The organism is Acinetobacter sp. YH12128, assembly GCF_013418655.1.
Classification (GTDB): Bacteria; Pseudomonadota; Gammaproteobacteria; order Pseudomonadales; family Moraxellaceae; genus Acinetobacter; species Acinetobacter amyesii.
In genome coordinates, this window is sequence record NZ_VPBO01000024.1 from 12200 (window position 1) to 35971 (window position 23772).

Sequence of the window (23772 nt, forward strand, 5' to 3'; positions counted from 1 at the left end):
CTGAAAGATCAAGTTAATCTACAGGTGTGTAATCAAAATTACACATGTTTTAATAATTAAAAACAATGGAATAAAATTCCCTGGAGAAGTGCCATGTTAAAAAAATTAGCTTTAGTTGCAGTCGTTGCACTAGGTTCTACAGCTGCTTTTGCTGACCGTGACGTAGGTTGTGGTGTTGGTTCTCAAGTTTGGGCTGGTCAATCAGGTAAAATTCCTAAAATTTTAGCTGCGACTACCAACGGTATTTTTACTAACCAGTTACTTGGTATTACTTTTGGTACTTTAGGTTGTAGCGGTACTGGTACAGTGACTGCTCAAGCGGTAACATTTACCAATGAAAATGCTGAATCACTTGCTCGTGATATGGCGGTTGGTCAAGGTGAGAGCCTGAATGTTTTGGCTGAGCTTTTAAACATCCAATCAACAGATAAAGCACGTTTCTTTGCTGTGTCTAAAGCAAATTTTGCTGAAATCTATTCAGCTGAAAACCAGTCTTCTCTACAAGTACTTGCTTCATTACAAAGCGTAATGGCGAAAGATGAAGTACTTAAAGCATACGTTTAATCGATGCTTTCAAAACCCTGTCTCTCGGCAGGGTTTTTTATTATCTAAAATATATAAAAATGGATTTGAATATAACTGAATGAAATCAACTGCTTTATTTTGTACCTTTATGATTCCGAGCATCTTATATGCTCAGCAAGTTGTAGATCCAAACCTCTCTAAAACCGTAGAGCTACAGCGATATATTGAACTTGCACAATCAAAAAAACTGTCTGAACACATCAGTTGGCAACGACTTTTATATACAGATCATAAAGGACAAAGTGAAGTTGCTTTTTCAGGTTACTTTCTAGCTGAAAATGGCCGTCAAAATGCCCAAGCCGAATTAGAGGCAGATGTCGCTGCACTGTTTCAAACCGCCGAACATAATCAAGCCTTTCGTTGTCGTTTCCCTGCGCGTAGTCAGTGGTTGATGCAAGAATTATCCATCCGTTCAGAGCAGTTACCAGTAGTGAGTTGCCCTGAGTTTGATGAATGGTTTGGGAAAATTAAGCCGTATAAAGCGACATTAATTTACGCCACAGACTTTATGGGGAATCCAAGTTCTATGTTTGGACATACCTTGTTGCGTCTCGATCCGAAAGATCAGAAAGAGCTAAATTTGGTGTCCTATGCCATTAACTATGCTGCGACAGTTGCAGGTGAAGATAACTGGTCTTATGCATGGAAAGGCTTAACAGGGCAATATCCTGGTGAATATTCCTTGATGCCGTACTACCGAAAGGTGAAAGAATATGGTGATTTTGAAAGTCGTGATTTGTGGGAATATGAGCTAGCACTGACCGAGCAAGAAACCAGTTATTTGGTTAAACATCTTTGGGAAATGCAAAATGTCAGTTTTCCCTATTATTTTGCCAGTGATAACTGTGCATATCGATTATTGGGCCTAATGGATTTGGTTCGCCCGACACTGAATTTAACCGAAAAATTTAAAGTCGCTTCCATTCCTGTTGAAACGATTAAAGCGATCAATGATGAACAACTGATTCAAGCAGCGGTGTATCGTCCTGCATTAGAAACGCAGCTTTTATCACAAGCGCAGCAACATGGATATCGTTTAGCACGTGAAGCGCATAAGCTCGCTGAAATTAAACCTGATAACATGTCGACAGCAGTCGCTCAGTTTAATGAAGCAGAGCAAGCGAAAATATTGGAAATGGCGTACGACCATCTGTATTTATTACTGATTGGTCGAAAGGTGAGTGCGGAAGAAACGCAGCCTAAATTGCGTCAAATCTTGGCCTTACGTAGCCAATCTTCACAACCCAAACAACGGACTGAACCTAAGCAGCCAAGTCTAGACCCAGTCAATGGACATCATGCGCGAAATTTTTCAGCCGCAGTAGGCGAAGTTCAAGGTGAAAAATATATCGAACTCGGGCATCGTCAGGCATATCATGACTTGATCGATCCGCAAGGTGGCTTTCGGATTGGTACGCAGTTGATGTTTTGGGATGGCTCGATCCAATATCGAGACGACCAACTCAAACTCAATCATTTTGATTTTTTATCGGTCAATTCTTACAACCCGATCACGCCATTTAAAACACCGCTAAGCTGGGGTTTTAATTTTGGCTGGCAGCAAGTGTCAGTAGATGCAGGTCAATTTAGCGAAACGAAACAACATGGTGTAGCTGAATTAAAAGCTCAATCTGGATATAGCTGGGCCAATCAAGAACGCACGCATTTGTGTTATGTGCAGTCTCAAATGCAGGTGCAGGGCGGTAAGTCTCTCGATCAGGGCTGGCGAGTTGGCCTTGGGCCGACACTGGGTTGCCAAAATATTTGGTCAGAAAAATTAAATAGTTTGGTTCAGGCAGAGCTTCCGTATTGGGAAGATGCACATCAATGGAATCTGAAACTCGATGCAGAATTACAATATATCGTCAACCAACAAAATGCCTTAAGACTAGGCTATGAATACCAGCAGCAAGATGATCAAGATTGGAATAAATTGAAATTGAGTTATGTATTTTTCTATTAATTTTTAAGATAGATAAAATATGAAATATCAAATAAATTTGTTTTTTTATGTAAGTAAAGCAAGGTATGATTGCTAGCTTTGTAATAGCTGTGGTTTGTGTCACCGAATGAATCAAGAATGTATTACAGGTCTAAGTCAGACTTGGAAAGATATTTGTGATCAATATACTGAAAATGAACATCTTGCAGCATTGCAATTTATCCAAAGGCATGTTGAACATTTAGTTACTGTTTTTTATGAACAAATGTCACGTGAGCCAGAGTCGGCTGAATTTTTTAAAGACGATATCATTCAAAAAAGGCTCATCGACACTTTAAGAAAATGGTTGTTAGAAACGTTTAATGTCGCACTGAATGGTGAATTTGAAAGCTCAGTCAAAAGACAGCAGAAAGTTGGAATGGTACACGCGCGTGTTGGTATTCCGTCATGGTTCATCATACGTGGTGTGCGTGAAATAGAACGTAAAATATTTGAAATTTTAGAGCTAAACCAAACGCAAAGTATTCTCCATATGTGCAGTTATATTGTACAAATTATGGGGTTCAGCACAGAAATTATGTGCCGATCTTATGAGATCAATACGGAAAAAAACCAAGAAACAAAACACAATTATCGCTTATTTTCAGCGATGCAAGATGTGGCCGTGCATAAAGATAAACAACGGGGTTCATTGCTCGACTGGGAAAATGAACTGATGTTTAAAATCTTTTCGGGCAATGTTGGTTTTTATCATCCCTTATTTTCAAAATCAGAGTTTGGGCTATGGTTCATTCATAAAGCGGCATATGCTTTTTCAGGTTCAGATCAGGTTCAACTGATTATTGACAGAATTTATGAAGTGGATCAATTAACCCAGCAAACGATGCAGATGACGGAAAAAGATCAGCTGCAACAGTTGATTCAACAGATTCGTGAATTGAACCGTGAAATTCAGCATCTAGTTGATCAACTATTTCAAGTGGCTGAATATATTGAGTCTGGCAATGATTCTTTGACTCAACTCCTAAACCGTCGTTATCTCAGTACGATTATTTCACGTGAAATTACCTTTGCGCGGCAAAATGAAACACCGTTGTCTTTGCTCGCCTTTGACGCGGATTATTTCAAAATGATCAATGATAAGTTTGGTCATGCGGCAGGTGATCTTGCGCTCAAATTTATTGCCGAAGCCTTACAGCGTTATAGTCAAGGTAGCGATTATGCATTCCGTATTGGTGGGGAAGAGTTCTTATTACTCTTGGTGGATACTGGTGTAAACCGTGCGATGAAAATTGCAGAAAATATTCGCCAATATATTGAAAAGGGTTTGATCCGAACGGCACAAGGTCAGCAATTTAGTTTTACCGTAAGCATTGGTTGTGTACAGTATGATGGACATCCTGATTATCAGCGTTTCTTAGATGCAGCAGATCATGCGCTGTATGCGGCAAAAAATAATGGTCGAAACTGTATCCAAGTCACTAAGCATTTGTCGTATATCTAATTCGTTCAGAGTATAAAAAACTCCCTTATGTGGGAGTTTTTTATGGGTAAATGCGTTTTATGGCGAGATGTGCCGTAATTTAAACTTCAACAACCACATAGTATTTTTTGACGGCTTCGACAACTTCAAACTTGCCCTGAAACGATGGGGGAATAATGCCCGCTTGGCCAGCGGAAACTTCAATATACCCGCCTTGTTGATCATAAATACGTACTAATCCTTCAAGGATTGTAAAAAACTCTTGTTTATTGGGTGCAAAGACAATATTCCATGCGCCAACTTCACATTGCCAAATCCCGCAGTCCATATTGGGGTGTGCATACATGCTTGCAGTTTCACGTTTGGGATTGCCCTGAACCAAACGGTCTGGGCGAGGGTAATCTATGCTGTGATCGGCTTGCGCTAAACCCTGACCAGCAATATATACATCTGACATGATTCATCCTGAAAATAGTGCTTTGCTATCAAAGCAAATGATTTGGGACATTAAAACACAAATAAAAAAAGCCTCAAGAGTTTGAAGCTTTTTTATGAGTGCTAACGCTGAATGTTCTGTTAATAGCTTTCAGGTACAGCACTTAGGAATTCACGGCGTTCTTCTTTATTGGTTTTAAAGTCACCGACAAAAGAAACGGTACGGGTTGTAGACTCTTGTTTACCCACACCACGCATCATCATACACATGTGAGCTGAATCAATCACCACAGCAACACCACGCGCACCAGTCACTTCAGCCACTGCTTCAGCAATCTGCTGAGTAAGGTTTTCCTGAATTTGTAAGCGACGGGCAAACATTTCTGTAATACGTGCGAATTTTGATAAACCTAAAACATTGCCTTCTGGGAGATAAGCAATATGTACGCGACCATAAAAAGGTAATAAATGGTGCTCACACAAAGAATAGAATTCGATATTCTTAACTAAGACCATTTCACGGTTATCTGATGGGAAAACCGCATTGTTGGTCACTTCTTCAAGTGTCTGGCTATAACCAGAAGTAAGATATGAAAAAGCTTTAGCAGCACGCATAGGCGTATCTTTAAGACCCGGGCGATTCAGATCTTCACCAACGGCAGTTAGGATATTTGCGTAGGATTGCTGCATAGACATAAGACGTGTTCACTTACACTGAGAGATTGAACAAGGACGGCATTGTAGCAGAAAACTATTACAATGCCTTCTTTTGGAGTTAAATCCGATTATTGTTTAAACTGTGGGTTTTTTTCTGCACGTTTAAGCAGAACCAGTACAGCACCTGTGCCGCCTTGTTTTTCTGGGGCGCTCACAAATGCCAATACATCACGATGTTGACGTAACCAACTATTTACATAAGTTTTTAAAATTGCTTCTGGACCTTTGCCATGCACAATTTTAATGACGTTTTGATTGTCATCTTTCGCCATTTGAATAATTTGCAGCACGGCAGAACGGGCTTCTTCAACAGTGCAACCGTGTAAGTCGACAGCTTCAAACCAACGTAGATTACCAGCTTTCAAATCTTCAAAAACTTTATGTTGTAAGGTTGCAATGCGATAGCTTAAGGCCGCTTGACTGGCAACAGGGTTGAGCATCGCTTGCGTATCAGAAAGTAATGCATCATCTGTTTCCATAGGACCAATTGCAGCAGCACGTTTAGCCAACGTTTGCGCATCAGGTTTTTTACGACCCACTTTTTCCATTTTTGCAGTATTTCCTGCATTCATTTTTTGAACACCTTGCATTTGCTTTTGGAAAAGCGCGAAGTCTTCTTCCTGCTCTTGTTCAACAGTCTTTGGCGTTGGCTCAGGCTGTTTAGCAATCGTTGAGGAATGTGGATTCGTAATTTGCTTTTTAAAAGATTTCAGTAGGTTGTACTGATCTTTTGAAAGCGAAGAATCGTGTTTGCTCATAATGAAAAAACGGGAAATATACAAAAATTTAGTGCAATTATAGCCTTAAATGGCACTGATTTGAACTGGAAAGACTTTATATAAAGAAGATCTCCTAATTCATTACAAGTCCTATTTGGGCTTCAAAGTTGAATTAATTAATTTAATAACTTTTTTATTTTTATATTGTTCTGCAAGAGCTAATGCTGATTGTTCTTCATTAAATTTAGAAATACACACGATTTCGGTTGAAGCGCCTTTTTCAAGTAAATAAGAAATTATCTGATATTGATTTAGGCGGATAGCTTTACCTAATGGGGAGCATCTAGTGAAATAATATGTTTGTGGTTCAACTTCATCTACTACAAGTTCATTTATTTTTCTCAGCTTCATTTTTTTGATGAAAGAAATATCTGTGTGCTCGATAGCCGCCATAATTAAGGTGGTATCATAAAATTCATTGTTTTCACCAAAATTTAAATATTCAAGATACAAATTTTTGGCTTTTTCATAATTATCAATATCATTTTTCTGTGTCAGGTTCTTTATCGCATTTTGGAAAAAATCATTCATATCATCAAAATCATTTATTGCTGCATGGAACATGAATAGATTTATTAAATATGGCTCATCAGCTAAATTCTTTTTCAATAAATGAGGGGTATCTTTATAAAAAATCTGTTCAAAATGATTTAATTTTTCCATGGAATAAGGGTGAGATTTAATATTGATTGGTTTTGATAAAGAATTTTTTTGTCCTTTAGAAATAGAAAAATAGGTTGAATTTTCAATATTCTTGTTTTTAGTATTGATTGAGAAATTAATGACTATTGGTAAGCCTTGATAACTAACGATTTCAATTTGATTCTTATTGAAATCATAATTTTTGCCCTTTAGCACGTTAGTATTTATATTTGGAAAAATTTGATTTAGGTCAATCTGCGCAGCAATGATGCCTTCGGGCATAGTGGAAATATTAAAGTAGAGGATATGATTTTGGTCAATAAGATACGGTGAGCCTGTATACAGAGTTATATTTTTTGCCCAACTCATCTGGTGTAGTGAAACCAAGATTAATGAAATGAATAGAAGAGTAGAAGAAATAATCGACTTCATTATTTTTAATTCTCAAATGAATAAAAATTATAAAAAGGATGTGTAATTTTTTTAATATGGATGCAAAGGAGAAAAAGGGTGAGCGAACTCACCCTACATATTTCATTTATATTTTATCAGGCACACCAAACAGCTCTTTAAAAGCCTGATCAGGGCGTGGTTGCTTCATAAAACTTTCACCGACCAAGAAGGCATGAATGTCATGTTCTTGCATCATGGCTACATCAGTAGGTGTTGCAATACCGCTTTCTGTTACAAGTAGGCGAGAAGGCTCAAGTAACTTCTTCAAACGTAATGATGTATTGAGGTCAACATCAAAAGTTTTTAGATTGCGGTTATTGACGCCAAGTAGACAGTTGTCAGAAAGACGCATTGCACGCTCAAGTTCTTCTTCGTCATGTATTTCAACCAACACGTCGAGATTGTGCTCAAAAGCAGTTTTCGACATTTCTTCGAGTTGTTGATCAGACAAACAAGCCACGATTAATAAAATACAGTCCGCATGTAAAGCGCGTGCTTCAATTACGCCATAAGGATCAATTAAAAAATCTTTACGCAGCGCAGGTAAGTCACAGTTCTTACGTGCAATCTGAATGTTTTCATCGGCACCTTGGAAAAAATCCACATCGGTGAGAACAGACAAACATGCCGCACCAGCATCTTGATACTGCTGCGCAATTTCAGCAGGGTTAAAGTTTTCACGAATGATGCCTTTCGATGGTGATGCCTTTTTAATTTCAGCAATCACCCCCGGACGTTTAGAGCCGAGGTTTTGTGCAAAACCTCGAACAGGTGTAGCTGCTTGAGCTAGCTCTTCGACATCTTTATAGCTACGTTGTTTAAGACGGGCTGCAAATTCTTCTTTTTTACGGTCAACAATTTTACCTAAAATTGTATTGGCGATATCTACCATGATTTGAGTCCTAATCTTAAGCTTCGTATTCTTTTAAAGTTTTCGTAAATTCTGACAAAATGCCCATTTTCTCTAGAGCTTGACCGCCATAGATAATGTCATGTGCTAATGCAACACCTTGTTTATAGCTATTGGTTAAGCCTGAAACATAGATACCGGCACCTGCATTTAGGGCAATCATATTCGCGGCTTTATCACCGAGAGCAGATTTATTTTTACCTAAAGCATCTTTAATTAATTTCAGACTTTCCGCAGCACTATCTACAGATAGACCTGTTAAGGTTTGCGACTCGATATCTACAGCTTCAGGTTGAATTTCCCATTCAGTGACTTCGCCATCTTTGAGTTCAGCAACATAAGTACTTGATGCAAGGCTAATTTCATCTAAACCGTCTTTTGAATGCACCACCAAGACATGTTCTGCACCGAGTTGTTTTAAAACTTCAGCCATAGGACGACATAATTCTGTAGAGAAAACACCAATCACAAAACGTTTTACGCCGGCCGGATTCGTAAGCGGGCCAAGTAGGTTGAAAATACTACGGAAGCCCAATTCTTTACGTGGACCAGCAGCATATTTCATGGCTTTATGATGATTAGGTGCAAAGAGGAAACCAACGCCCATTTCACGAATACAACGTTCAGTTTGCTGCATGTTCAGGTCAAGGTTAATTCCAGCTTGTTCTAAAAGATCAGAAGAGCCTGATTTTGATGAAACACCACGACCGCCATGTTTAGCAATGGTTGCACCTGCTGCTGCAATGACAAAACTAGACGCAGTAGAAACGTTAAATAAGTTTTGACCATCACCACCTGTACCAACGATATCCACCAAATGTGGCAGATCACTGACATCGATTTTGATCGCAAACTCACGCATTACACGTGCTGCGGCAGTGATTTCATCAATACTTTCACCTTTTTGGCGTAAGCCCATCATAAGTGCGCCAATTTGCGCATCGGTTGCTTCACCTTGCATGATGGTACGCATCACTTCTTCCATTTGAGGTTGAGTGAGTTCAATATTTTTCGTGATGTTATTTAAAGCTTGTTGAATATTCATAATATTTTTTGCACTCGATTATGCGTAAATTTCTAAGAAGTTTTTAAAGATTTGATGGCCATGTTCACTAAGAATTGATTCAGGGTGAAACTGCACGCCTTCGACAGGCAATGTCTTATGTTTAACGCCCATGATTTCTTCCATCGTGCCATCTTCTTCATTGGTCCAGCAGGTCACTTCTAAACATTCAGGCAAAGTCGCTTGATCAATCACCAAAGAGTGATAACGCGTTGCGGAAAATGGAGAAGGGAGGTTGCTGAAAATACCTTGATCGCTGTGATACATGTCAGATAAACGACCGTGCATCACTTTTTTAGCACGAATAATATCGCCGCCAAAAGCTTGTCCTATGGCTTGGTGGCCTAAACACACACCGAGTAAAGGAATTTTTCCCGCAAAGTGTTGAATCGCAGGAATTGAAATACCTGCTTCACTTGGCGAACAAGGGCCAGGACCAATGACTAAATACTTCGGTTGCCATCGCTCGATATCTTCCAATGTCACGGCATCGTTACGTACAACTTTTACTTCCTGATTTAACTCGCCAAAATATTGGACGATGTTGTAGGTAAAAGAGTCATAATTGTCGATCATCAAAAGCATGAGCGTATTAACCTTTGAAATTTATGCACTTAACTGTGCTTAGAATAGTCCGAAATGATTCTAAATAGTTGTATATTGACCCAAATATCGTGTGGATATTTTAAATAGAAAAATAGTGAAATATTTAGAATGCAGTCAATCATAGCAAATATTATTCAATTTCTGCTGAACAATTTCGCCAAAGTTCATCGCAACTGAAATCATTTCAGCAAATTATCGACTTATAAATTTAGGATTTAAGTTGAACAAAGCAATAGGCTGAATTTAAGTGTTTAAAATGTGTTCAATTGATATTTTAAAAAGATCTGCTTACTGTCGTTAAAAATTGCAATTCAGGCTCTAGCTGGAAAAATATGAACCGTTTTGAAGCAAAATCACCAAAATGGAGCACAATTAATGCAAAGGTAGATTGATCAAAATTAAAACAAAATGGTTAAATCTACTTCAAAAAAAGAGTGCTTTAAGGGCTCAAAAAACCTAAATATCGATCATGAATATAGTGATTACGCTGGTATTTTTCCATCTAGAACTAGCTAAACCATTAGTTTCTATCGTATTTAAATTCGACCTTAAAGCTTGAATAAAATCCTAATAATTTTATCGTTGAAAGCGATTAATCATTTTGGTGCATACTGGTGCAAAACCAAGTTGCACTATTTTGATACACCTGCGAGAAGTTTTTAAACAAAAGTGATGAAGAGTGGCTGAATATGGTGCATTTACTGTTACACACAGTATAATAGTCGAAAAGCAAGGAGCTAAAATCTTCTATTCTGATAAGGAATTCAGTATTTTAGCTTAGCTTTTAAAAGTTGGTACGGTAATTGCTTAATAACTACCAACTACTAACACGCACTTCAGTGTGCACAAAAAAATCATCGGAGCAAAATGAGCATGGCGAACAAGGTCCTTCAACTCATCCAAGAAAGTGGCGCAAAATGGGTCGATTTTCGCTTTACTGATACTAAGGGTAAAGAACAACACGTAACTTACCCAGCAGATTCAATCGACGAAGATACGTTTGAAGATGGCAAAATGTTTGATGGTTCTTCAATTGCTGGTTGGAAAGGCATTGAAGCATCTGACATGATCTTACGTCCAGATGCAGAAACTGGTTTTATCGACCCGTTCTTTGCAGAAGCTACAGTTGTTGTGACTTGTGACGTTATCGAACCTTCAACTGGTCAAGGTTATGAACGTGACCCACGCTCTATTGCTCGCCGTGCGGAAGAATACCTAAAATCAACTGGTATCGGTGATACTGCTTTCTTTGGTCCAGAACCAGAATTCTTCGTTTTTGACGAAGTAAAATGGGACATCGATATGTCTGGCGCGCGTCACACATTAATCGCTGAAGAAGCTGCTTGGTCTACTGGTAAAGATTACGAAGCGGGTAACTCTGGTCACCGTCCACGTGTGAAAGGTGGTTACTTCCCAGTTCCTCCTGTAGATTCTTCACAAGATATGCGTGCAGATATGTGTGCAAAAATTGAAGACATCATGGGCCCAGGTCGTGTAGAAGTACATCACCACGAAGTTGCATCTTGCCAGCTTGAAATCGGTGTAAGCTTCAACACTATGGTTCGTAAAGCGGACGAAGTACAACAGTTCAAATATGCTGTTTGGAACGTTGCTCACCAATATGCTAAAACTGCTACGTTTATGCCTAAACCAATGGTTGGCGATAACGGTTCTGGTATGCACGTTCACATGTCGATCTCTAAAGACGGCAAGAACTTGTTTGCTGGTGATGAATACGCTGGTCTTTCAGAAATGGCGTTATACTTCATTGGTGGTGTGATCAAACATGCTCGTTCATTGAACGCAATCACAAACCCTTCGACTAACTCGTACAAACGTTTAGTTCCACATTTTGAAGCACCGATTATGCTTGCTTACTCAGCACGTAACCGTTCAGCTTCTATTCGTATTCCTTACGTTTCTAGCCCGAAAGGCAAACGTATCGAAGCACGTTTCCCAGATCCAATGATGAACCCGTACTTAGGTTTCGCTGCACTTCTTATGGCTGGTCTTGATGGTATTCAAAACAAGATCCACCCAGGTGAAGCTGCTGACAAGAACTTGTACGACCTTCCTCCTGAAGAAGAAGCTAAAATCCCTACAGTGGCTCATAGCCTAGATATGGCGCTTGAAGCGCTTGCTGCGGATCATGATTACCTTCTTAAAGGTGGTGTGTTCACTAAAGAAATGCTTGATGCCTACATCGAACTTAAAACTGAAGAAGTTCGTCGTCTTAACACGACTACTCACCCAGTTGAATTTGACATGTACTACAGCTTGTAATTCTGTACAGAATTTCACTGTAAAAAGACCCGCCTTGTGCGGGTTTTTTTATGGGATGGGTTAAGATAAAGCAAAGAGTTGAATGAATATCTAAACATGGCAAAACCACGTAAAAAACATACCGGTTTTTTCCCTTGGATTGATCCAGCAGATCAGGCAAAGGGATTTAAACTTAACTTCTCAGAAGTGACTTATTTGGAAGTGGGGCGGACCGTTGAAGGTTATAAGCAGGCTCAATTTATCGAGCTGAAAAACCCAGAGCTGGCATTGGAGTTTCATTACCCTGAAAGTTTTTATATTACAACCGAAGGGTTGGTTTTAATAAAAACGCCGCAAGGCAAGTTTGAAGCCATTGCCAAGACAGATAACTTTTAATTCAACACTAAAAAATTGAACTGAAAAAATGACCTACAACGTTGCAGGTCATTTTTTATTGAGCTTTAAGTGATTTGCTAACCGTCATTGCAAACCATGCTGTTTTAAATTATCGATTTCATATGGTGCATCTTCGGCAGGGTAGCGTAAGTTTTCTAATCCTTTGGTTTTGGCAATCGACCAAATCACACTTTCACCCGCAGGGATGTTTTGGCTGTGCTGTGCATATAACGGGTCTTGCAGGGCGCGCTCAGCTGAAATAAATGTCCAGCCATGCTGTTGAAAAGCAGTAATGGCATCCTTTAAAAATGCGGCATTAATGGCATTTACATGTAAAAGCAAAACATGCTGCGGTGAACGTTGTAAAGTGAGCTGCGCAAGCTGGTCATAATAATCCGCTCGGTGAAGCAGGTGAGCAATATACGCTTGTTTTAGACGCTCTAATTTGTCAAAGTCTTGCTGTTTGGCATAGTCGAGATATTTCCGGTTATAAAACCAGTCACTGGCATCAATACTCACACCGCCAATGCGGTATTGATGCTGCTCTAACCAGTGATAGACAGCATCACGTTTTTCAGCGTTATTACCTTCTTTTAAAAATGGATAACGGTAAATACGGATGTAATTCGGCAGTGTTTTTAATACGGTATCTGCCTGTTCAATGCTATGCAGATAATCGTGTACAGTGACATTTTCTTTATTTAGATTTTGGTGTGCTGCGCTGTGATTGCCAATTAGATGGCCGGATTGTCCCCACGCTTGAATCAGTTGTTTACCTTGATAATCGCCAATTTTAATCAGGCTAGGGAAGACAATAGTTTTGATTTGTTGATCATGCAGATGTTTTAAAATTTGGGCATTGATTTGTTCCGCTTGTGCGTTAAACGCTGGATTTAATCCATCATCAAAACTGAGCGCAATAGATTTTGCTTGAGCCGTGATATTGGCACAAAGTAAAACGAAAAAAATAAAAACATATAGCGGCTTATATGGAAACATTATGCTTGTGTAATTTAGTGGTTATCCACGACATCATACTGTGTATGTGAGGTTTGTGTTGATTACATATGTAATGAACTGCTTAAGCTGTTTTGGTTTTGCTCATTTTACTGAAAACAAGCTATTGGTCATGAAAAACGATGTTGAGTTGGTTACACTAAGGATTCGCTATACTCAGCAAATGCTTATAAGGGAAATGAAATATGCAGCGTCAAGCATGCGAAATGCGGGATAAAAGAATGTCTCCTGAATTAAGAACATGGTTGTATGCTTCGGGTTCATTAACCCAACAATTAACAGATTTTGCCCAAGGTGTATTTAAAGTTGAGCCGAGTATTGAGCAATTTCAACGTATGACGCTTCAAGATGCACGGTGGCTACAAATGCCAATACAGCACACAGCTTGGGTACGTGAAAGTTATTTATATGGCTGTGAAGCTGAGCCGTGGGTCAAGGCAAAAAGTATATTTCCAATCCTTAGCATACAAGGACGTGCGCGGATTTTTCAGCATATTGGTAAAAAACCGATCGGACATTTTTTATTTCAGCGTACCAATCCGAAGTGTGAGCGGCGTGTACTGTGGCTAGACGATGGTTGGACACGTCAGAGCTGTTATACTTGGCATGGTTGTAAATTTATAGTTCAGGAAACTTTTTTAGCGAGTTTTGAGCAATATTTGCAGAAATAACATTACCAGATGAAGGACAATCATGGCCGTGGTGCAACAGATTACTTGGCAGCAGCGTTTAGAAGCTTATTACTATTTATGTCGCTTCGATAAGCCAATTGGCACGGAACTGGTTTTTTGGCCAACCATGTGGGCACTGTGGATTGCCAATCAAGGAATACCGCAATTCAGTATTTTGATTCCCATGATTTTGGGCACGATATTTATGCGTGCAGCAGGTTGTGCGATTAATGACTTTGCTGACCGTAAAGTCGATGGTGCTGTGGAAAGAACCAAACATCGTCCTTTAGCCACTGGAGTGATTAGTGCTAAAGAAGCCATATATGTGTTCTTGATCTTGGTGCTTGCTAGCGCATGTATGTTGTTCTTTTTACCGATAGAAACTTTTTATTGGTCCTTTGGTGCATTGTTTTTAGCGTTCATTTATCCCTTTATGAAACGCTATACGCATCTGCCACAAGTATTTTTAGGCGCGGCATTTTCATGGTCGATTCCTATGGCTTATACCGCTGTGGGGCAAACACCTGATTTAACGTGTTGGTTATTGTATTTCGGTAATTTGGCGTGGACCATTGCATATGACACACAATATGCCATAACTGACCGTGAATATGATTTGAAAATTGGCGTGAAATCGACTGCGATTTTATTTGGTAAATACGATATTGAAATTATTTCATTATTGCAGGCGCTAAGCATTGTACTGATTGGTTCTGCGTTGTATTTAGAAGATCTCTTGATGCCATTTGGTTTAGTTGCAATGTTGGCTGTGGCTGCCGATTTTATTTACCAGTGGACTAAAACCAAAGGCCGTGATCCTCAGTTATGTTTTTGGGCGTTTCGCCATAACCGTTGGGTAGGGCTTATGATTTTTATTGGAATTTTCATGGCACTGACGCTTTAATGTCATTGATCTGAAACTGTTTAAAATGAACTAAAGCATCCTATTTGGGTGCTTTTTTTTATGCATTAATAAAAAGGCATGTAGTTTCATGCTTAAAGAATAATGATTAAAAAGGATATTTTATGAAACGTTCAAAAATAGCATTAGCTCTGACAGTTGCAGTTTCTATGCTGTCTTTAACCGCGTGTAATGACGATGATAATGACTCATCATCTTCGAATCAAAAATCAACATTTGTGTCTGAAGCAAATTATGCTTTAGATACTGTAGACAATACATCGTCCATTAAAGTCATGACGTATAACATGACCAATGTGCAGGGGAAAGCAGCAACAGCAACAGCCTTAGTATTATTTCCAAAAGCTACACAACCTAAAGATGGGTATCGTGTTGTGGTATGGGAGCATGGAACAGTCGGGGCTGGAGATGAATGTGCGCCAAGTAAAAATCTAATTCATCCACGTTTTAAAATTCTAGCTAATACGCTTATGGCGGCAGGTTATGTAATTGTGGCACCAGACTATGAAGGTTTAGGTACGAAGGGGGTGCATCCATACCTCAATTTATCGAGTGCGGCAAATTCGGCACTTACTGCGGTTAAAGCGGCAAAAGAACATTATGGTAAGCAACTCAATGGTCAGTGGATGTCGATCGGTCAATCGCAAGGTGGTCATGCATCCTTAGGGACGGCGGAATTTGCAAATACGGATGCAAACTATAAAGGGGCAGTGGCAGCCGCACCTGCATCGAGTTTGGGGACGATTATTAAGATCTATCTTGATCCTGCTTTAAATCTGGATGACAACGGCGTGAGTAAGGGCGTCAATATCTTAGATGAACAATTGCTTCAAATTCGTTACGCGCTTGCAAATAACATAATCAATGCACAGCAAGCAGATGCGTTAATGGGGCAACTTGCAGATGGCTATGCTGAGCTTTTGGCATATGCTGCATTGACCAGTTCGGGTATTAAAGCCTATGAGCCAAATTATGATTTAAAAAATATCTTTACTGCAGATGCTGGTGTTATTGCAGAAAAAGCCTATGGACGTACAGGGGATGATGGTGCATGTTTAAGTTATGCCGATCCAAATGGCGCAAATGGTTTGCAAGAACAGTTTAAAGCAGCTGTGATTGAATTCTTAAAAGATCCAACGCATATGGTTTCACAGTACGGAATTGATTTGAATAAAATCGATACCGATCCCGTTGTTCAGAAATTTTTAAATGATAATCAGCCAGCGACGAATGCAACTGCTGCCAAAGTAATTAAAGCCCCTGTTTATATTATTCAAGGTGAAGAAGATAAAGCTGTATTACCTCCTGTGACTCAAGCTTTATTTGAAAATATGAAATTGCAAGCGGTGAAATACTTCCCACAGGCAAAATATGAGGATGGATATTTATTGGATATTGTGCCAAAAGCAAGTCATACACAGGCGATTATCTGTAGAAATGCGCAAGCGGTCGAATTTATTCAAGCTAAAATGTCCGCAGGTACAGGTATTGATTTAACCAATGAGCAAAAAGATGCGAGCCAAAGTCCACATTGTACGGGTATAGTTGCTTCAAGCTAAGTTTTTAAATAATAAAAAAGGAGCATGTCTCCTTTTTTTATTGAATATTGGATTGTTAATCATTCAATCCGTGAAAATGAGGGGGTATAGTTGGTTAGAGTAAAGAATGATATGAAGGCTTGAGCGAATTTTGTTTTTTGCTATATTGGGCGTCGAATTATTTATGTAAATGAAAGAATCGTTATGTCTGAAGTTAAGCCAAAGCCCAATACCAAAAAGATGATCATTTTGATGGCACTTGGGCTATTGATTCCTATATTTTTGGTCAGTATGGCTTTTCTTGCAGTCAATAGTGATGCCAAAAACCAAGAAAAATATAAGCAACAACAAGCTGAAATGATTGAGCGCATTAAAGCTAAAGAAGCCCAAGATGAGGCTTTGGCTGCTGAGGCTGACCAAGCAGTATCAGAAGTGCTGGCTGCTCAAGAGTCAAATGCTCAATAAAATTCTGTTTACATTATCGATGTGAATGCAATGCGCATTCACTCAATGTTTGATTTTGATTTACGTATTTTACAACTATTTATTTATATCATGCCTGAGCGTGTGAACTGTTGGAATACTGGTGTAGCGGATTACACGGTAGCCCGCTTCTTCAAGCATTGCATCACGTTCAGCATCTTCTTGCTCTTTGCCTATATGACTAGGGTCATCCAGTTCGATAATCACAAGCACATTATAAGTTTGGTCAAGTATGACAAAATCAGTGACTTTTCGATTAAATCTATTCCTAATTTTATAATTTTGATTGGTGATCAGTGCGCTAAAAGCCACTTGGGCTAAAATGTGGTAGTTCGGAAATGCTTCATTTAAACGATGAAACATCTTACTTTCAAAGGCAGTGATTACACGACGTGGGAAAAACTTTTGTTTGCTTCTAAACAGTCTCGGAAAGACTAAGCAGACAAGTGCAAAAGTTGCCAAGCAACCAATAATAAAAAATATGAACTGACTGAGATCTGGCACGGAATAAACTACATATATGAAAAAAGCCCACGTCATGATGCGTGGGCTTTTTAGAATTTGGCTCTCCAACCTGGGCTCGAACCAGGGACCTGCGGATTAACAGTCCGTCGCTCTACCGACTGAGCTATTGGAGAATCTGCACGCATTCTATGGGGCAAATGCAGTGAGGTCAAGTCGGAATTGCAAAAAATAAGAAAATTTAGGCTGAATGTATTAAATATAAACACCTTTAATATAAAGTGTTTTTAAAACTTAAGCTTTGATAATTGCTTCTAATGTGGAAGGAGAGGTCGGTGAATAGCTTAGGTCATAGAGCAAGTGATTCTTATCTTAAAAATAAAAGCCTAGAGCATAAAAAAAGCCCACGACATAATGCGTGGGCTTTTAGAATTTGGCTCTCCAACCTGGGCTCGAACCAGGGACCTGCGGATTAACAGTCCGTCGCTCTACCGACTGAGCTATTGGAGAATCTGAAACGGATTCTAAAGATGTATGGCAGGGTGGTCAAGCCTGATTTAAATAAAATACAGAAAAATCAAATTAAGTGTTTTAAAAATAGCCTAATCAGACAACTTGGTACATATACGGATACTTTTAGGAAAGCAAAAACAAAAAAAGTAGGTATGCTTTGTTAAATAGTAGGCAATAAAAAACCCACTTCGCAATGAGTGGGCTTTTTAGAATCTGGCTCTTCCACCTGGGCTCGAACCAGGGACCTGCGGATTAACAGTCCGTCGCTCTACCGACTGAGCTATGGAAGAATAGATGGCTCTCCAACCTGGGTTCGAACCAGGGACCTGCGGATTAACAGTCCGTCGCTCTACCGACTGAGCTATTGGAGAATCTGATGCGCATTTTAGGGATGAAAGCTAAAGTGGTCAAGTAAAAATAAAAGATAAAGCGCTTAAATGTTTTTTTATTATCCAAAGATGTGTTTGTTGCTTATTTATTGATTCTTTTAAGCTTTTATCGTATTAAAAGTCATCAGAATACTTTGGTGATTATAGTTAAAAGTGTAATTGATGAAATGGTGAGTAAGGTTGCGTTAGATCGCTATTCTTGTTTTAGACATGCTGAGAGAAGTACGCACTGTCATTTTGTATGATCGCTATTTTGTTACATTGGGCAATAATTAGACGGCCAATTACAGTTTTTAAAATAAATAGAAGATTTTTTAATAATTTTTAGATAAAAAAATCGTCTAAGTACACAAGTGGCTTAGCTTCCTGTATAAGAACTAGGCAAAGTTTCATTGTTTTATGAAATGGTATTGAATATTTACAAAAGTAGTCTAAATTCAGTATTTTTATAAAATTTAAAAATTTATTTTTTAAACAAGGATTTATATGCTTCACCTTAGAAGAAAATTATTCCCTTTAACTCTTTTATCTATTTTATTAGTCGCATGTGGTGGAGGGGGAGGAGAAAGTAGTCCAACGTCATCAGAAACATCTGTACCGAAGCCTATTGAAGAAACTACTGTACTAAGTCCAGATTTGACGCATGGCTATTTTGAAATTGAAAATTCTGGCATTGCTAATCACTCAACCATCAAGTTTTCACCATTTCACACAGATAGTGTGATTGAAGCATCTGCTACAAACAATAATATGTGGGATTTAGAAATTCTTACACCAAGCAATGATTTGTCTGCCCATATTAATAATTTGGCGGGTCTTTATTTTTATCCTAATGACGATAAAGTTGGAGTTTTTAGCTATTCAGAGAATGATAACGGGTATCTGAGAGTTCAATGTCAAAATTCATGCAGCGATACATTTTCTTATAAAATTGAAAAGCAGAGTAATGGTAAAACTTACTTTATTATAGACGCAAATGGTTCTATAGCAGGACGTTTAAATAATATTGGCTTTGCATCTACAGCTAAAATTAAGGGCTCTGTTAAGTTTGAAGTAAATTCTGATTGGCCAGTGTGGAACACCAAACGATTTAATGAATATCATGCGGAATCAGACTTAGTTGTTAATGGTAAACCTGCAACAATAGAAAAATTTTTGGATTGGAAAACTAGTTCTGTTTTAAGTTTTACGACCGATAAAGAATACTATTTTAATTTTAATAATCCTGTGGATCTTGATCACGATAGATTTATCTTAACAGAGGGGAATTATTTCAGTAATGAGCAACCTAAAGATGTGCACATATATAAGGGATACTTCAATCGAGATTTTATATTAAATACAGATTATGAAAATGGTATAACGACCTTTAAATTCATCAATAACTTATTTACTAACCCTATTGAATATATTGCTTCTCCAGACTTAAAAGTATCTGGAGGTTTTGTGAAAAAAATTCCTTATGGTCAAGTCATTGCAGGAGATGAAGTTTTTAAAATTGATGAAACTGTTTCAGCAGTTGCATATGCAGAGAATGAAAGTAAATATTATCGTTTTATGAGTCGAGATAAGCAATCTGATCTAGAGTTCACAGTGAAATACGATACTATAACTAAAAATGTAAATGTAGCTTATCAAAGACCACAGAAGGGTCAATTAAATGTGAATATCTATCTGAAATGGAACTGTAAATTGACGAATAATCATTGTAGTGGTGTAACTGTCAATGATTCAGAGGGAACTATAGGATTTAAAAACGTGCAGTTAGATGATGGTCGTCTAATAAATGGCAAGTTTGGTCATTTAGGCGTAAATGATCTCTTAAGGTAATAATTGCGTAGTTATACTCTCAAAAATATAACTATGGTAATTCTCCTACAATTAATTTAATACATAGTATTTGAAAACACCTTAATTTTAATAAATTTCAGAATCTTGTGTTGGGAAAGGCCATACCTACGGATTTTAAATTTTTAAAATGTTTAACATGCAACATGTGTAATAAAAAATCCTTGTTGCATAACTTTATTTAATTTCACTTGAACTAAAACAAGAAAAAGTAGTGCTTATATATTTTTATAGATTTTAAAATTGTTAAGCCCATAAAAAATCACCCTAAAAGGGTGATTTTTTTGACTTTTGAATAAGTTTTAAAACTTATTTTTCAACGCCAGCAGCTTGACCTGCATATTTAGCGTTTGCATAGTCCCAGTTCACTAGGCTTTCTAAGAAAGTAGAGATGTATTTAGGACGAGCGTTACGGAAATCGATGTAGTAAGCGTGTTCCCAAACGTCGATAGTCAACACAGCAACTTTACCGTGAGCAAGTGGAGTGTCAGCATTTGAAGTTTTAAGGATAGAAAGGTTGCCGTTTACTTCGTCAGCAACTAACCAAGCCCAACCTGAACCGAACTGAGTTGCAGCAGCATTTGCAAATTCTTCAGCGAATTTTTCGTAAGAACCGAAAGCTTCGTCGATTTTAGCTGCTAAAGCGCCAGTAGCTTTACCGCCACCGTTTTTAGCCATACAGTTCCAGTAGAATGTGTGGTTCCATACTTGAGCTGCATTGTTGAAGATACCAGCTTTAGAAGCATCGCCTTTAACAGCAGTGATGATTTCTTCTAAAGTTTTGCCAGCAAGGTCAGTACCTTCAATTGCTTTGTTTAGGTTAACCACATAAGTATTGTGGTGTTTGTCGTGATGGTATTCTAAAGTTTCTTTGCTGATATGAGGAGCAAGATCTTCGTAACCGTAAGGTAACGCTGGTAAAGTAATCGTTGTCATGTTTTCAATTCCTTGCATTTTGCTGGGTTTTGACATTAAGTGCCGTTATTGTAATAGATTCTTGCAGTAAAATGCGCATTGCTTATAAATAACAATACAGAATAAAGCCTGAAAATATACGTATAAGGACTGAGCCAAAGACCAAGACGATTTAAATTAAATCGGGTTATTTAATTCGAAATAACTATACTCAATATTGAACTGTTCTGAAATAGCTTTCGCGAGTCGTTGTACACCATAACGCTCGGTTGCATGATGCCCACATGCATAATAATGCACGTTTAATTCTTGAGCCTCGTAAAAAGTACGTTCACTCACTTCACCTGAAATGTACGCATCACAATCTAATGCAGCCGCTTTACCGATAAAGTCCTGTGCGCCGCCTGTACAAAAACCAATTTTTTGAATAGATGGTTTATCTGCAGGCAGGTGAATGGCATCAAATCCTAATCTTTCAGAAACGAACTCTTTAAACGCTGCTGGAGTCATGGCTTGTTTTAAATAACCAACATTGCCAATAGGATTGCGTTCAGTAGGATCTAAAGCTTCAATATTTTCTAATTCGAGCAAATCTGCTATCGCTGCATTATTACCTAAAGTAGGGTGACTATCTAAAGGTAAGTGATAACCAACGAGTGAAATATCGTTTTTGATCAGGCTTTTGATGCGTTTGCCGCGCATACCTGTGATTGGGTAAGCTTCACCTTTCCAAAAATAACCATGGTGTACCAATAGCAAATCAGCTTTTTCTGCTATCGCGGCTTCAATCGCTGTTTGTGATGCGGTAACTGCACATAAAATTTTATGCACTTCTGCTGAGCCTTCAATTTGCAAGCCGTTGGGAGCATAGTCCTTAAATTCATGTGCTTTGAGTGTGCTGTCACACCACTGAATAATTTCACTTAACTGAGCCATATATTGTCCAAAATCTCAAAGAGATGAATCAAAATTTACGATTGTTTAAATTGTAACTAAAGAATCACAAATCTCTGTATTTATTTTTAATTTTGTTGAAAAGATTACATTACAATACGATATAAATTATTTAGCCATCAATGAATTATAAAATTTAGAGGATATAGACGTGCGTCGGACCTTTACATGGTTACCTTGGGTATTATTAATACTTGTGATCATCGGTTTCTTTACATGGCAACAGGTTCAAAAACCTAAAGCACCCATTGCCCCAGATGGGGTTAAAATGCCTGCAGAAAAGGTTGAGCCCCTCATCGATACGTCGCGTACAGGCGGTGTAGTTTCGTATAGTGCTGCGGTAAAAGTTGCTGCTCCAGCGGTTGTCAATATTTTCACTACGCAAAAAGTGAAACAATTGGATCATCCTTTATTAAATGATCCTGTTTACCGTGAGTTTTTTGGTAATCAACTTCCAGATCAAACCAATCAAAACGAAAATAGTTTAGGTTCAGGTGTGATTGTTCGTCCAGATGGCTATATTTTGACGAATAACCACGTGATCGCACAGGCCGATCAGATCGTTGTGGCTTTACATGATGGTCGTCGTGCTGAAGCGAAAGTTGTGGGTACAGACCCAGATACAGACCTAGCTGTGATTAAGATTGAAATGAGTCAATTACCGGTTTTGCCATTTAAGCTAAGTGGCAATGAAGTCGGTGATGTCGTCCTAGCGATTGGTAACCCTTTTGGCGTGGGTCAGACGGTTACGCAAGGGATTATCTCAGCTACAGGTCGTTCAGATTTGGGAATCAACACTTACGAAGACTTTATTCAAACAGATGCTGCGATCAACCCCGGCAACTCTGGTGGTGCTTTAATTGATGTTGCAGGGAACTTAATTGGTGTAAATACCGCGATCTTCTCGCAGTCAGGTGGCTCTTTGGGGATTGGTTTTGCCATTCCTGCAAAAGTATGTCAACAAGTGCTGAACGCTATTTTAAAAGATGGGCGAGTGGTTCGTGGTTGGTTAGGTATTAGTTTACTTCCAATTAAACAAGAAAATATTTTAGATCCACGTGTGAATGGTGTGATTGTCGCAGATGTCATTCGTAATGGACCTGCAGCACAGGCAGGTTTAAAACGTGGTGATAAAATCGTGAAAGTGAATAATGAGCTGATTACCTCGACCTCACATTTAATCAATTACGTTGCACAACAAGCGCCATTGAGCACTATGCAAATTGAGATTGAGCGAGACGGAAAGGCGATGACATTGCCGGTACAAGTGGGAGAGCGTAAACTGCAAACTCAAAACAGTGACTCGCAATATATTCCATTACCCCGCTAGCATAGAAAATCCCTCTTCATGAGGGATTTTTTTTGAGTTCCTTTTTTTGTATATCGCTTTGAAGAGCTTCGTTTGCGCCAAACAATGCGCTTTGAAATTGAAATATCAATTACAAAAATGCATTGCACGCTTTGCTGAATTTGGCTTAATTTATAAGCAATAATAATCAGATAAGCGTATAAGAATATGAGCTTTTTACCCGCTGAACATGCCAAAGTTTTATCCAGTCAAGCCAATTTAGATATCGCCTTATATAAGACACGTTTGGCTTTGCTGATTGAGGAAAATGCCAAACAGGGGAATACCGCCGTATTTACGGTTTTACCCAAGCATTTAGCTTTAGAAGAGATTCGAAGTTTATCTGCTGAGCTTACAGAATTGGGATATCAAGTTCGATTTGAAGTGAATGAATTCTTCTATAATTTTAATGTCTACTGGATTTGATTCGGGATTCACT

Annotated in this window: 23 protein-coding genes and 4 tRNA genes; 12 read left to right on the top strand and 15 right to left on the bottom strand. The window is 38.5% G+C overall.

What is annotated here, in order from left to right; genetic code table 11:
* Positions 1 to 93 precede the first annotated feature (93 nt).
* The 3 genes from FTU64_RS12795 to FTU64_RS12805 all read left to right on the top strand — a co-directional run bounded on the left by FTU64_RS12795 (position 94) and on the right by FTU64_RS12805 (position 4031).
* On the top strand, positions 94 to 564 hold the full coding sequence (locus FTU64_RS12795) for a DUF3015 family protein (RefSeq protein WP_078190276.1): 471 nt from the start codon (positions 94 to 96) through the stop codon (positions 562 to 564).
* Positions 565 to 673: 109 nt separating this feature from the next.
* Positions 674 to 2548, top strand: coding sequence for a DUF4105 domain-containing protein (locus FTU64_RS12800; RefSeq protein WP_257222257.1), 1875 nt, complete (start codon positions 674 to 676; stop codon positions 2546 to 2548).
* A 106-nt stretch (positions 2549 to 2654) separates the two neighbouring features.
* Entirely contained in the window at positions 2655 to 4031 is a 1377-nt protein-coding gene (locus FTU64_RS12805) for a diguanylate cyclase (RefSeq protein ID WP_180022745.1), read from the top strand.
* A 79-nt stretch (positions 4032 to 4110) separates the two neighbouring features.
* Here the strand turns inward: FTU64_RS12805 and FTU64_RS12810 are convergent, their stop codons facing one another.
* From FTU64_RS12810 to FTU64_RS12840, 7 genes are all read right to left on the bottom strand, one after another.
* On the bottom strand, positions 4111 to 4467 hold the full coding sequence (locus tag FTU64_RS12810; RefSeq protein WP_180059902.1) for a cupin domain-containing protein: 357 nt from the start codon (positions 4465 to 4467) through the stop codon (positions 4111 to 4113).
* A 119-nt stretch (positions 4468 to 4586) separates the two neighbouring features.
* The gene (gene folE / locus FTU64_RS12815) at positions 4587 to 5135 is read right to left on the bottom strand and encodes a GTP cyclohydrolase I FolE (RefSeq protein ID WP_171262632.1); all 549 of its coding nucleotides are present in this window, start codon (positions 5133 to 5135) and stop codon (positions 4587 to 4589) included.
* Between the two features lie 95 nt (positions 5136 to 5230).
* Positions 5231 to 5920: a Smr/MutS family protein gene (locus FTU64_RS12820; protein WP_078190270.1), complete on the bottom strand. Its 690-nt coding sequence runs from the start codon at positions 5918 to 5920 to the stop codon at positions 5231 to 5233.
* Positions 5921 to 6031: 111 nt separating this feature from the next.
* Complete coding sequence (locus FTU64_RS12825; RefSeq protein ID WP_257222256.1) at positions 6032 to 6952, bottom strand: hypothetical protein; 921 nt, start codon at positions 6950 to 6952, stop codon at positions 6032 to 6034.
* 169 nt (positions 6953 to 7121) lie between these two features.
* Complete coding sequence (trpC, locus tag FTU64_RS12830; protein ID WP_180059905.1) at positions 7122 to 7928, bottom strand: indole-3-glycerol phosphate synthase TrpC; 807 nt, start codon at positions 7926 to 7928, stop codon at positions 7122 to 7124.
* A 16-nt stretch (positions 7929 to 7944) separates the two neighbouring features.
* Positions 7945 to 8991, bottom strand: a complete 1047-nt coding sequence (gene trpD, locus FTU64_RS12835) for an anthranilate phosphoribosyltransferase (protein WP_078191968.1) — start codon at positions 8989 to 8991, stop codon at positions 7945 to 7947.
* A gap of 18 nt (positions 8992 to 9009) precedes the next feature.
* Positions 9010 to 9594 carry an aminodeoxychorismate/anthranilate synthase component II gene (locus FTU64_RS12840; protein WP_078190263.1) on the bottom strand — a complete coding sequence of 195 codons (585 nt, stop codon included), beginning with the start codon at positions 9592 to 9594 and terminating at the stop codon, positions 9010 to 9012.
* An 888-nt stretch (positions 9595 to 10482) separates the two neighbouring features.
* On the opposite strand from FTU64_RS12840, the gene glnA reads away from it, so the two are divergent.
* Both glnA and FTU64_RS12850 read left to right on the top strand, forming a co-directional pair.
* Positions 10483 to 11898 (top strand): type I glutamate--ammonia ligase, encoded by a 1416-nt coding sequence (gene glnA, locus FTU64_RS12845; RefSeq protein WP_171262625.1) that lies wholly within the window; start codon positions 10483 to 10485, stop codon positions 11896 to 11898.
* 96 nt (positions 11899 to 11994) lie between these two features.
* Positions 11995 to 12273 (top strand): hypothetical protein, encoded by a 279-nt coding sequence (locus tag FTU64_RS12850; RefSeq protein ID WP_168379164.1) that lies wholly within the window; start codon positions 11995 to 11997, stop codon positions 12271 to 12273.
* A gap of 84 nt (positions 12274 to 12357) precedes the next feature.
* Here FTU64_RS12850 and FTU64_RS12855 read toward each other — a convergent pair whose 3' ends face one another.
* Positions 12358 to 13272, bottom strand: coding sequence for a polysaccharide deacetylase family protein (locus FTU64_RS12855; protein WP_180059907.1), 915 nt, complete (start codon positions 13270 to 13272; stop codon positions 12358 to 12360).
* A 203-nt stretch (positions 13273 to 13475) separates the two neighbouring features.
* Here FTU64_RS12855 and FTU64_RS12860 point away from each other — a divergent pair, with 203 nt between their 5' ends.
* The 4 genes from FTU64_RS12860 to FTU64_RS12875 all read left to right on the top strand — a co-directional run bounded on the left by FTU64_RS12860 (position 13476) and on the right by FTU64_RS12875 (position 16886).
* Positions 13476 to 13961 carry a chorismate lyase gene (locus FTU64_RS12860; protein ID WP_111884531.1) on the top strand — a complete coding sequence of 162 codons (486 nt, stop codon included), beginning with the start codon at positions 13476 to 13478 and terminating at the stop codon, positions 13959 to 13961.
* Between the two features lie 22 nt (positions 13962 to 13983).
* Positions 13984 to 14865: a 4-hydroxybenzoate octaprenyltransferase gene (gene ubiA, locus FTU64_RS12865; RefSeq protein ID WP_180059909.1), complete on the top strand. Its 882-nt coding sequence runs from the start codon at positions 13984 to 13986 to the stop codon at positions 14863 to 14865.
* A 122-nt stretch (positions 14866 to 14987) separates the two neighbouring features.
* Positions 14988 to 16442 carry a S9 family peptidase gene (locus tag FTU64_RS12870; protein WP_180059912.1) on the top strand — a complete coding sequence of 485 codons (1455 nt, stop codon included), beginning with the start codon at positions 14988 to 14990 and terminating at the stop codon, positions 16440 to 16442.
* A gap of 183 nt (positions 16443 to 16625) precedes the next feature.
* Entirely contained in the window at positions 16626 to 16886 is a 261-nt protein-coding gene (locus tag FTU64_RS12875) for a hypothetical protein (protein ID WP_168379169.1), read from the top strand.
* Between the two features lie 75 nt (positions 16887 to 16961).
* On the opposite strand, the gene FTU64_RS12880 is transcribed toward FTU64_RS12875, so the two are convergent.
* The 5 genes from FTU64_RS12880 to FTU64_RS12900 all read right to left on the bottom strand — a co-directional run bounded on the left by FTU64_RS12880 (position 16962) and on the right by FTU64_RS12900 (position 18250).
* Positions 16962 to 17444 carry a DUF2726 domain-containing protein gene (locus tag FTU64_RS12880; protein ID WP_218945491.1) on the bottom strand — a complete coding sequence of 161 codons (483 nt, stop codon included), beginning with the start codon at positions 17442 to 17444 and terminating at the stop codon, positions 16962 to 16964.
* A gap of 22 nt (positions 17445 to 17466) precedes the next feature.
* A tRNA-Asn gene (locus FTU64_RS12885) sits at positions 17467 to 17542 on the bottom strand.
* Positions 17543 to 17800: 258 nt separating this feature from the next.
* Positions 17801 to 17876, bottom strand: a tRNA-Asn gene (locus FTU64_RS12890).
* A 217-nt stretch (positions 17877 to 18093) separates the two neighbouring features.
* A tRNA-Asn gene (locus FTU64_RS12895) sits at positions 18094 to 18169 on the bottom strand.
* Between the two features lie 5 nt (positions 18170 to 18174).
* A tRNA-Asn gene (locus FTU64_RS12900) sits at positions 18175 to 18250 on the bottom strand.
* A 504-nt stretch (positions 18251 to 18754) separates the two neighbouring features.
* Here FTU64_RS12900 and FTU64_RS12905 point away from each other — a divergent pair.
* Complete coding sequence (locus tag FTU64_RS12905) at positions 18755 to 20098, top strand: hypothetical protein (protein ID WP_180059914.1); 1344 nt, start codon at positions 18755 to 18757, stop codon at positions 20096 to 20098.
* 327 nt (positions 20099 to 20425) lie between these two features.
* Here FTU64_RS12905 and FTU64_RS12910 read toward each other — a convergent pair whose 3' ends face one another.
* Both FTU64_RS12910 and FTU64_RS12915 read right to left on the bottom strand, forming a co-directional pair.
* Positions 20426 to 21052 carry a superoxide dismutase gene (locus FTU64_RS12910; protein ID WP_078192384.1) on the bottom strand — a complete coding sequence of 209 codons (627 nt, stop codon included), beginning with the start codon at positions 21050 to 21052 and terminating at the stop codon, positions 20426 to 20428.
* A gap of 156 nt (positions 21053 to 21208) precedes the next feature.
* Positions 21209 to 21967 (bottom strand): Nif3-like dinuclear metal center hexameric protein, encoded by a 759-nt coding sequence (locus tag FTU64_RS12915; RefSeq protein WP_180026345.1) that lies wholly within the window; start codon positions 21965 to 21967, stop codon positions 21209 to 21211.
* 169 nt (positions 21968 to 22136) lie between these two features.
* Between FTU64_RS12915 and FTU64_RS12920 the strand changes: the two genes are divergently transcribed.
* Entirely contained in the window at positions 22137 to 23315 is a 1179-nt protein-coding gene (locus tag FTU64_RS12920; protein WP_180026344.1) for a S1C family serine protease, read from the top strand.
* A gap of 186 nt (positions 23316 to 23501) precedes the next feature.
* Complete coding sequence (locus tag FTU64_RS12925; protein ID WP_078191893.1) at positions 23502 to 23759, top strand: hypothetical protein; 258 nt, start codon at positions 23502 to 23504, stop codon at positions 23757 to 23759.
* Positions 23760 to 23772: the final 13 nt, after the last annotated feature.

Excerpts from the sequence above, each read along its gene's own strand:
- FTU64_RS12795 (WP_078190276.1), top strand. The coding sequence starts at position 94 with ATGTTAAAAAAATTAGCTTTAGTTGCAGTCGTTGCACTAGGTTCTACA.
- FTU64_RS12800 (WP_257222257.1), top strand. The coding sequence starts at position 674 with ATGATTCCGAGCATCTTATATGCTCAGCAAGTTGTAGATCCAAACCTC.
- FTU64_RS12805 (WP_180022745.1), top strand. The coding sequence starts at position 2,655 with ATGAATCAAGAATGTATTACAGGTCTAAGTCAGACTTGGAAAGATATT.
- FTU64_RS12810 (WP_180059902.1), bottom strand. The coding sequence starts at position 4,467 with ATGTCAGATGTATATATTGCTGGTCAGGGTTTAGCGCAAGCCGATCAC.
- folE (WP_171262632.1), bottom strand. The coding sequence starts at position 5,135 with ATGCAGCAATCCTACGCAAATATCCTAACTGCCGTTGGTGAAGATCTG.
- FTU64_RS12820 (WP_078190270.1), bottom strand. The coding sequence starts at position 5,920 with ATGAGCAAACACGATTCTTCGCTTTCAAAAGATCAGTACAACCTACTG.
- FTU64_RS12825 (WP_257222256.1), bottom strand. The coding sequence starts at position 6,952 with ATGAGTTGGGCAAAAAATATAACTCTGTATACAGGCTCACCGTATCTT.
- trpC (WP_180059905.1), bottom strand. The coding sequence starts at position 7,928 with ATGGTAGATATCGCCAATACAATTTTAGGTAAAATTGTTGACCGTAAA.
- trpD (WP_078191968.1), bottom strand. The coding sequence starts at position 8,991 with ATGAATATTCAACAAGCTTTAAATAACATCACGAAAAATATTGAACTC.
- FTU64_RS12840 (WP_078190263.1), bottom strand. The coding sequence starts at position 9,594 with ATGCTTTTGATGATCGACAATTATGACTCTTTTACCTACAACATCGTC.
- glnA (WP_171262625.1), top strand. The coding sequence starts at position 10,483 with ATGAGCATGGCGAACAAGGTCCTTCAACTCATCCAAGAAAGTGGCGCA.
- FTU64_RS12850 (WP_168379164.1), top strand. The coding sequence starts at position 11,995 with ATGGCAAAACCACGTAAAAAACATACCGGTTTTTTCCCTTGGATTGAT.
- FTU64_RS12855 (WP_180059907.1), bottom strand. The coding sequence starts at position 13,272 with ATGTTTCCATATAAGCCGCTATATGTTTTTATTTTTTTCGTTTTACTT.
- FTU64_RS12860 (WP_111884531.1), top strand. The coding sequence starts at position 13,476 with ATGCAGCGTCAAGCATGCGAAATGCGGGATAAAAGAATGTCTCCTGAA.
- ubiA (WP_180059909.1), top strand. The coding sequence starts at position 13,984 with ATGGCCGTGGTGCAACAGATTACTTGGCAGCAGCGTTTAGAAGCTTAT.
- FTU64_RS12870 (WP_180059912.1), top strand. The coding sequence starts at position 14,988 with ATGAAACGTTCAAAAATAGCATTAGCTCTGACAGTTGCAGTTTCTATG.
- FTU64_RS12875 (WP_168379169.1), top strand. The coding sequence starts at position 16,626 with ATGTCTGAAGTTAAGCCAAAGCCCAATACCAAAAAGATGATCATTTTG.
- FTU64_RS12880 (WP_218945491.1), bottom strand. The coding sequence starts at position 17,444 with ATGACGTGGGCTTTTTTCATATATGTAGTTTATTCCGTGCCAGATCTC.
- FTU64_RS12905 (WP_180059914.1), top strand. The coding sequence starts at position 18,755 with ATGCTTCACCTTAGAAGAAAATTATTCCCTTTAACTCTTTTATCTATT.
- FTU64_RS12910 (WP_078192384.1), bottom strand. The coding sequence starts at position 21,052 with ATGACAACGATTACTTTACCAGCGTTACCTTACGGTTACGAAGATCTT.
- FTU64_RS12915 (WP_180026345.1), bottom strand. The coding sequence starts at position 21,967 with ATGGCTCAGTTAAGTGAAATTATTCAGTGGTGTGACAGCACACTCAAA.
- FTU64_RS12925 (WP_078191893.1), top strand. The coding sequence starts at position 23,502 with ATGAGCTTTTTACCCGCTGAACATGCCAAAGTTTTATCCAGTCAAGCC.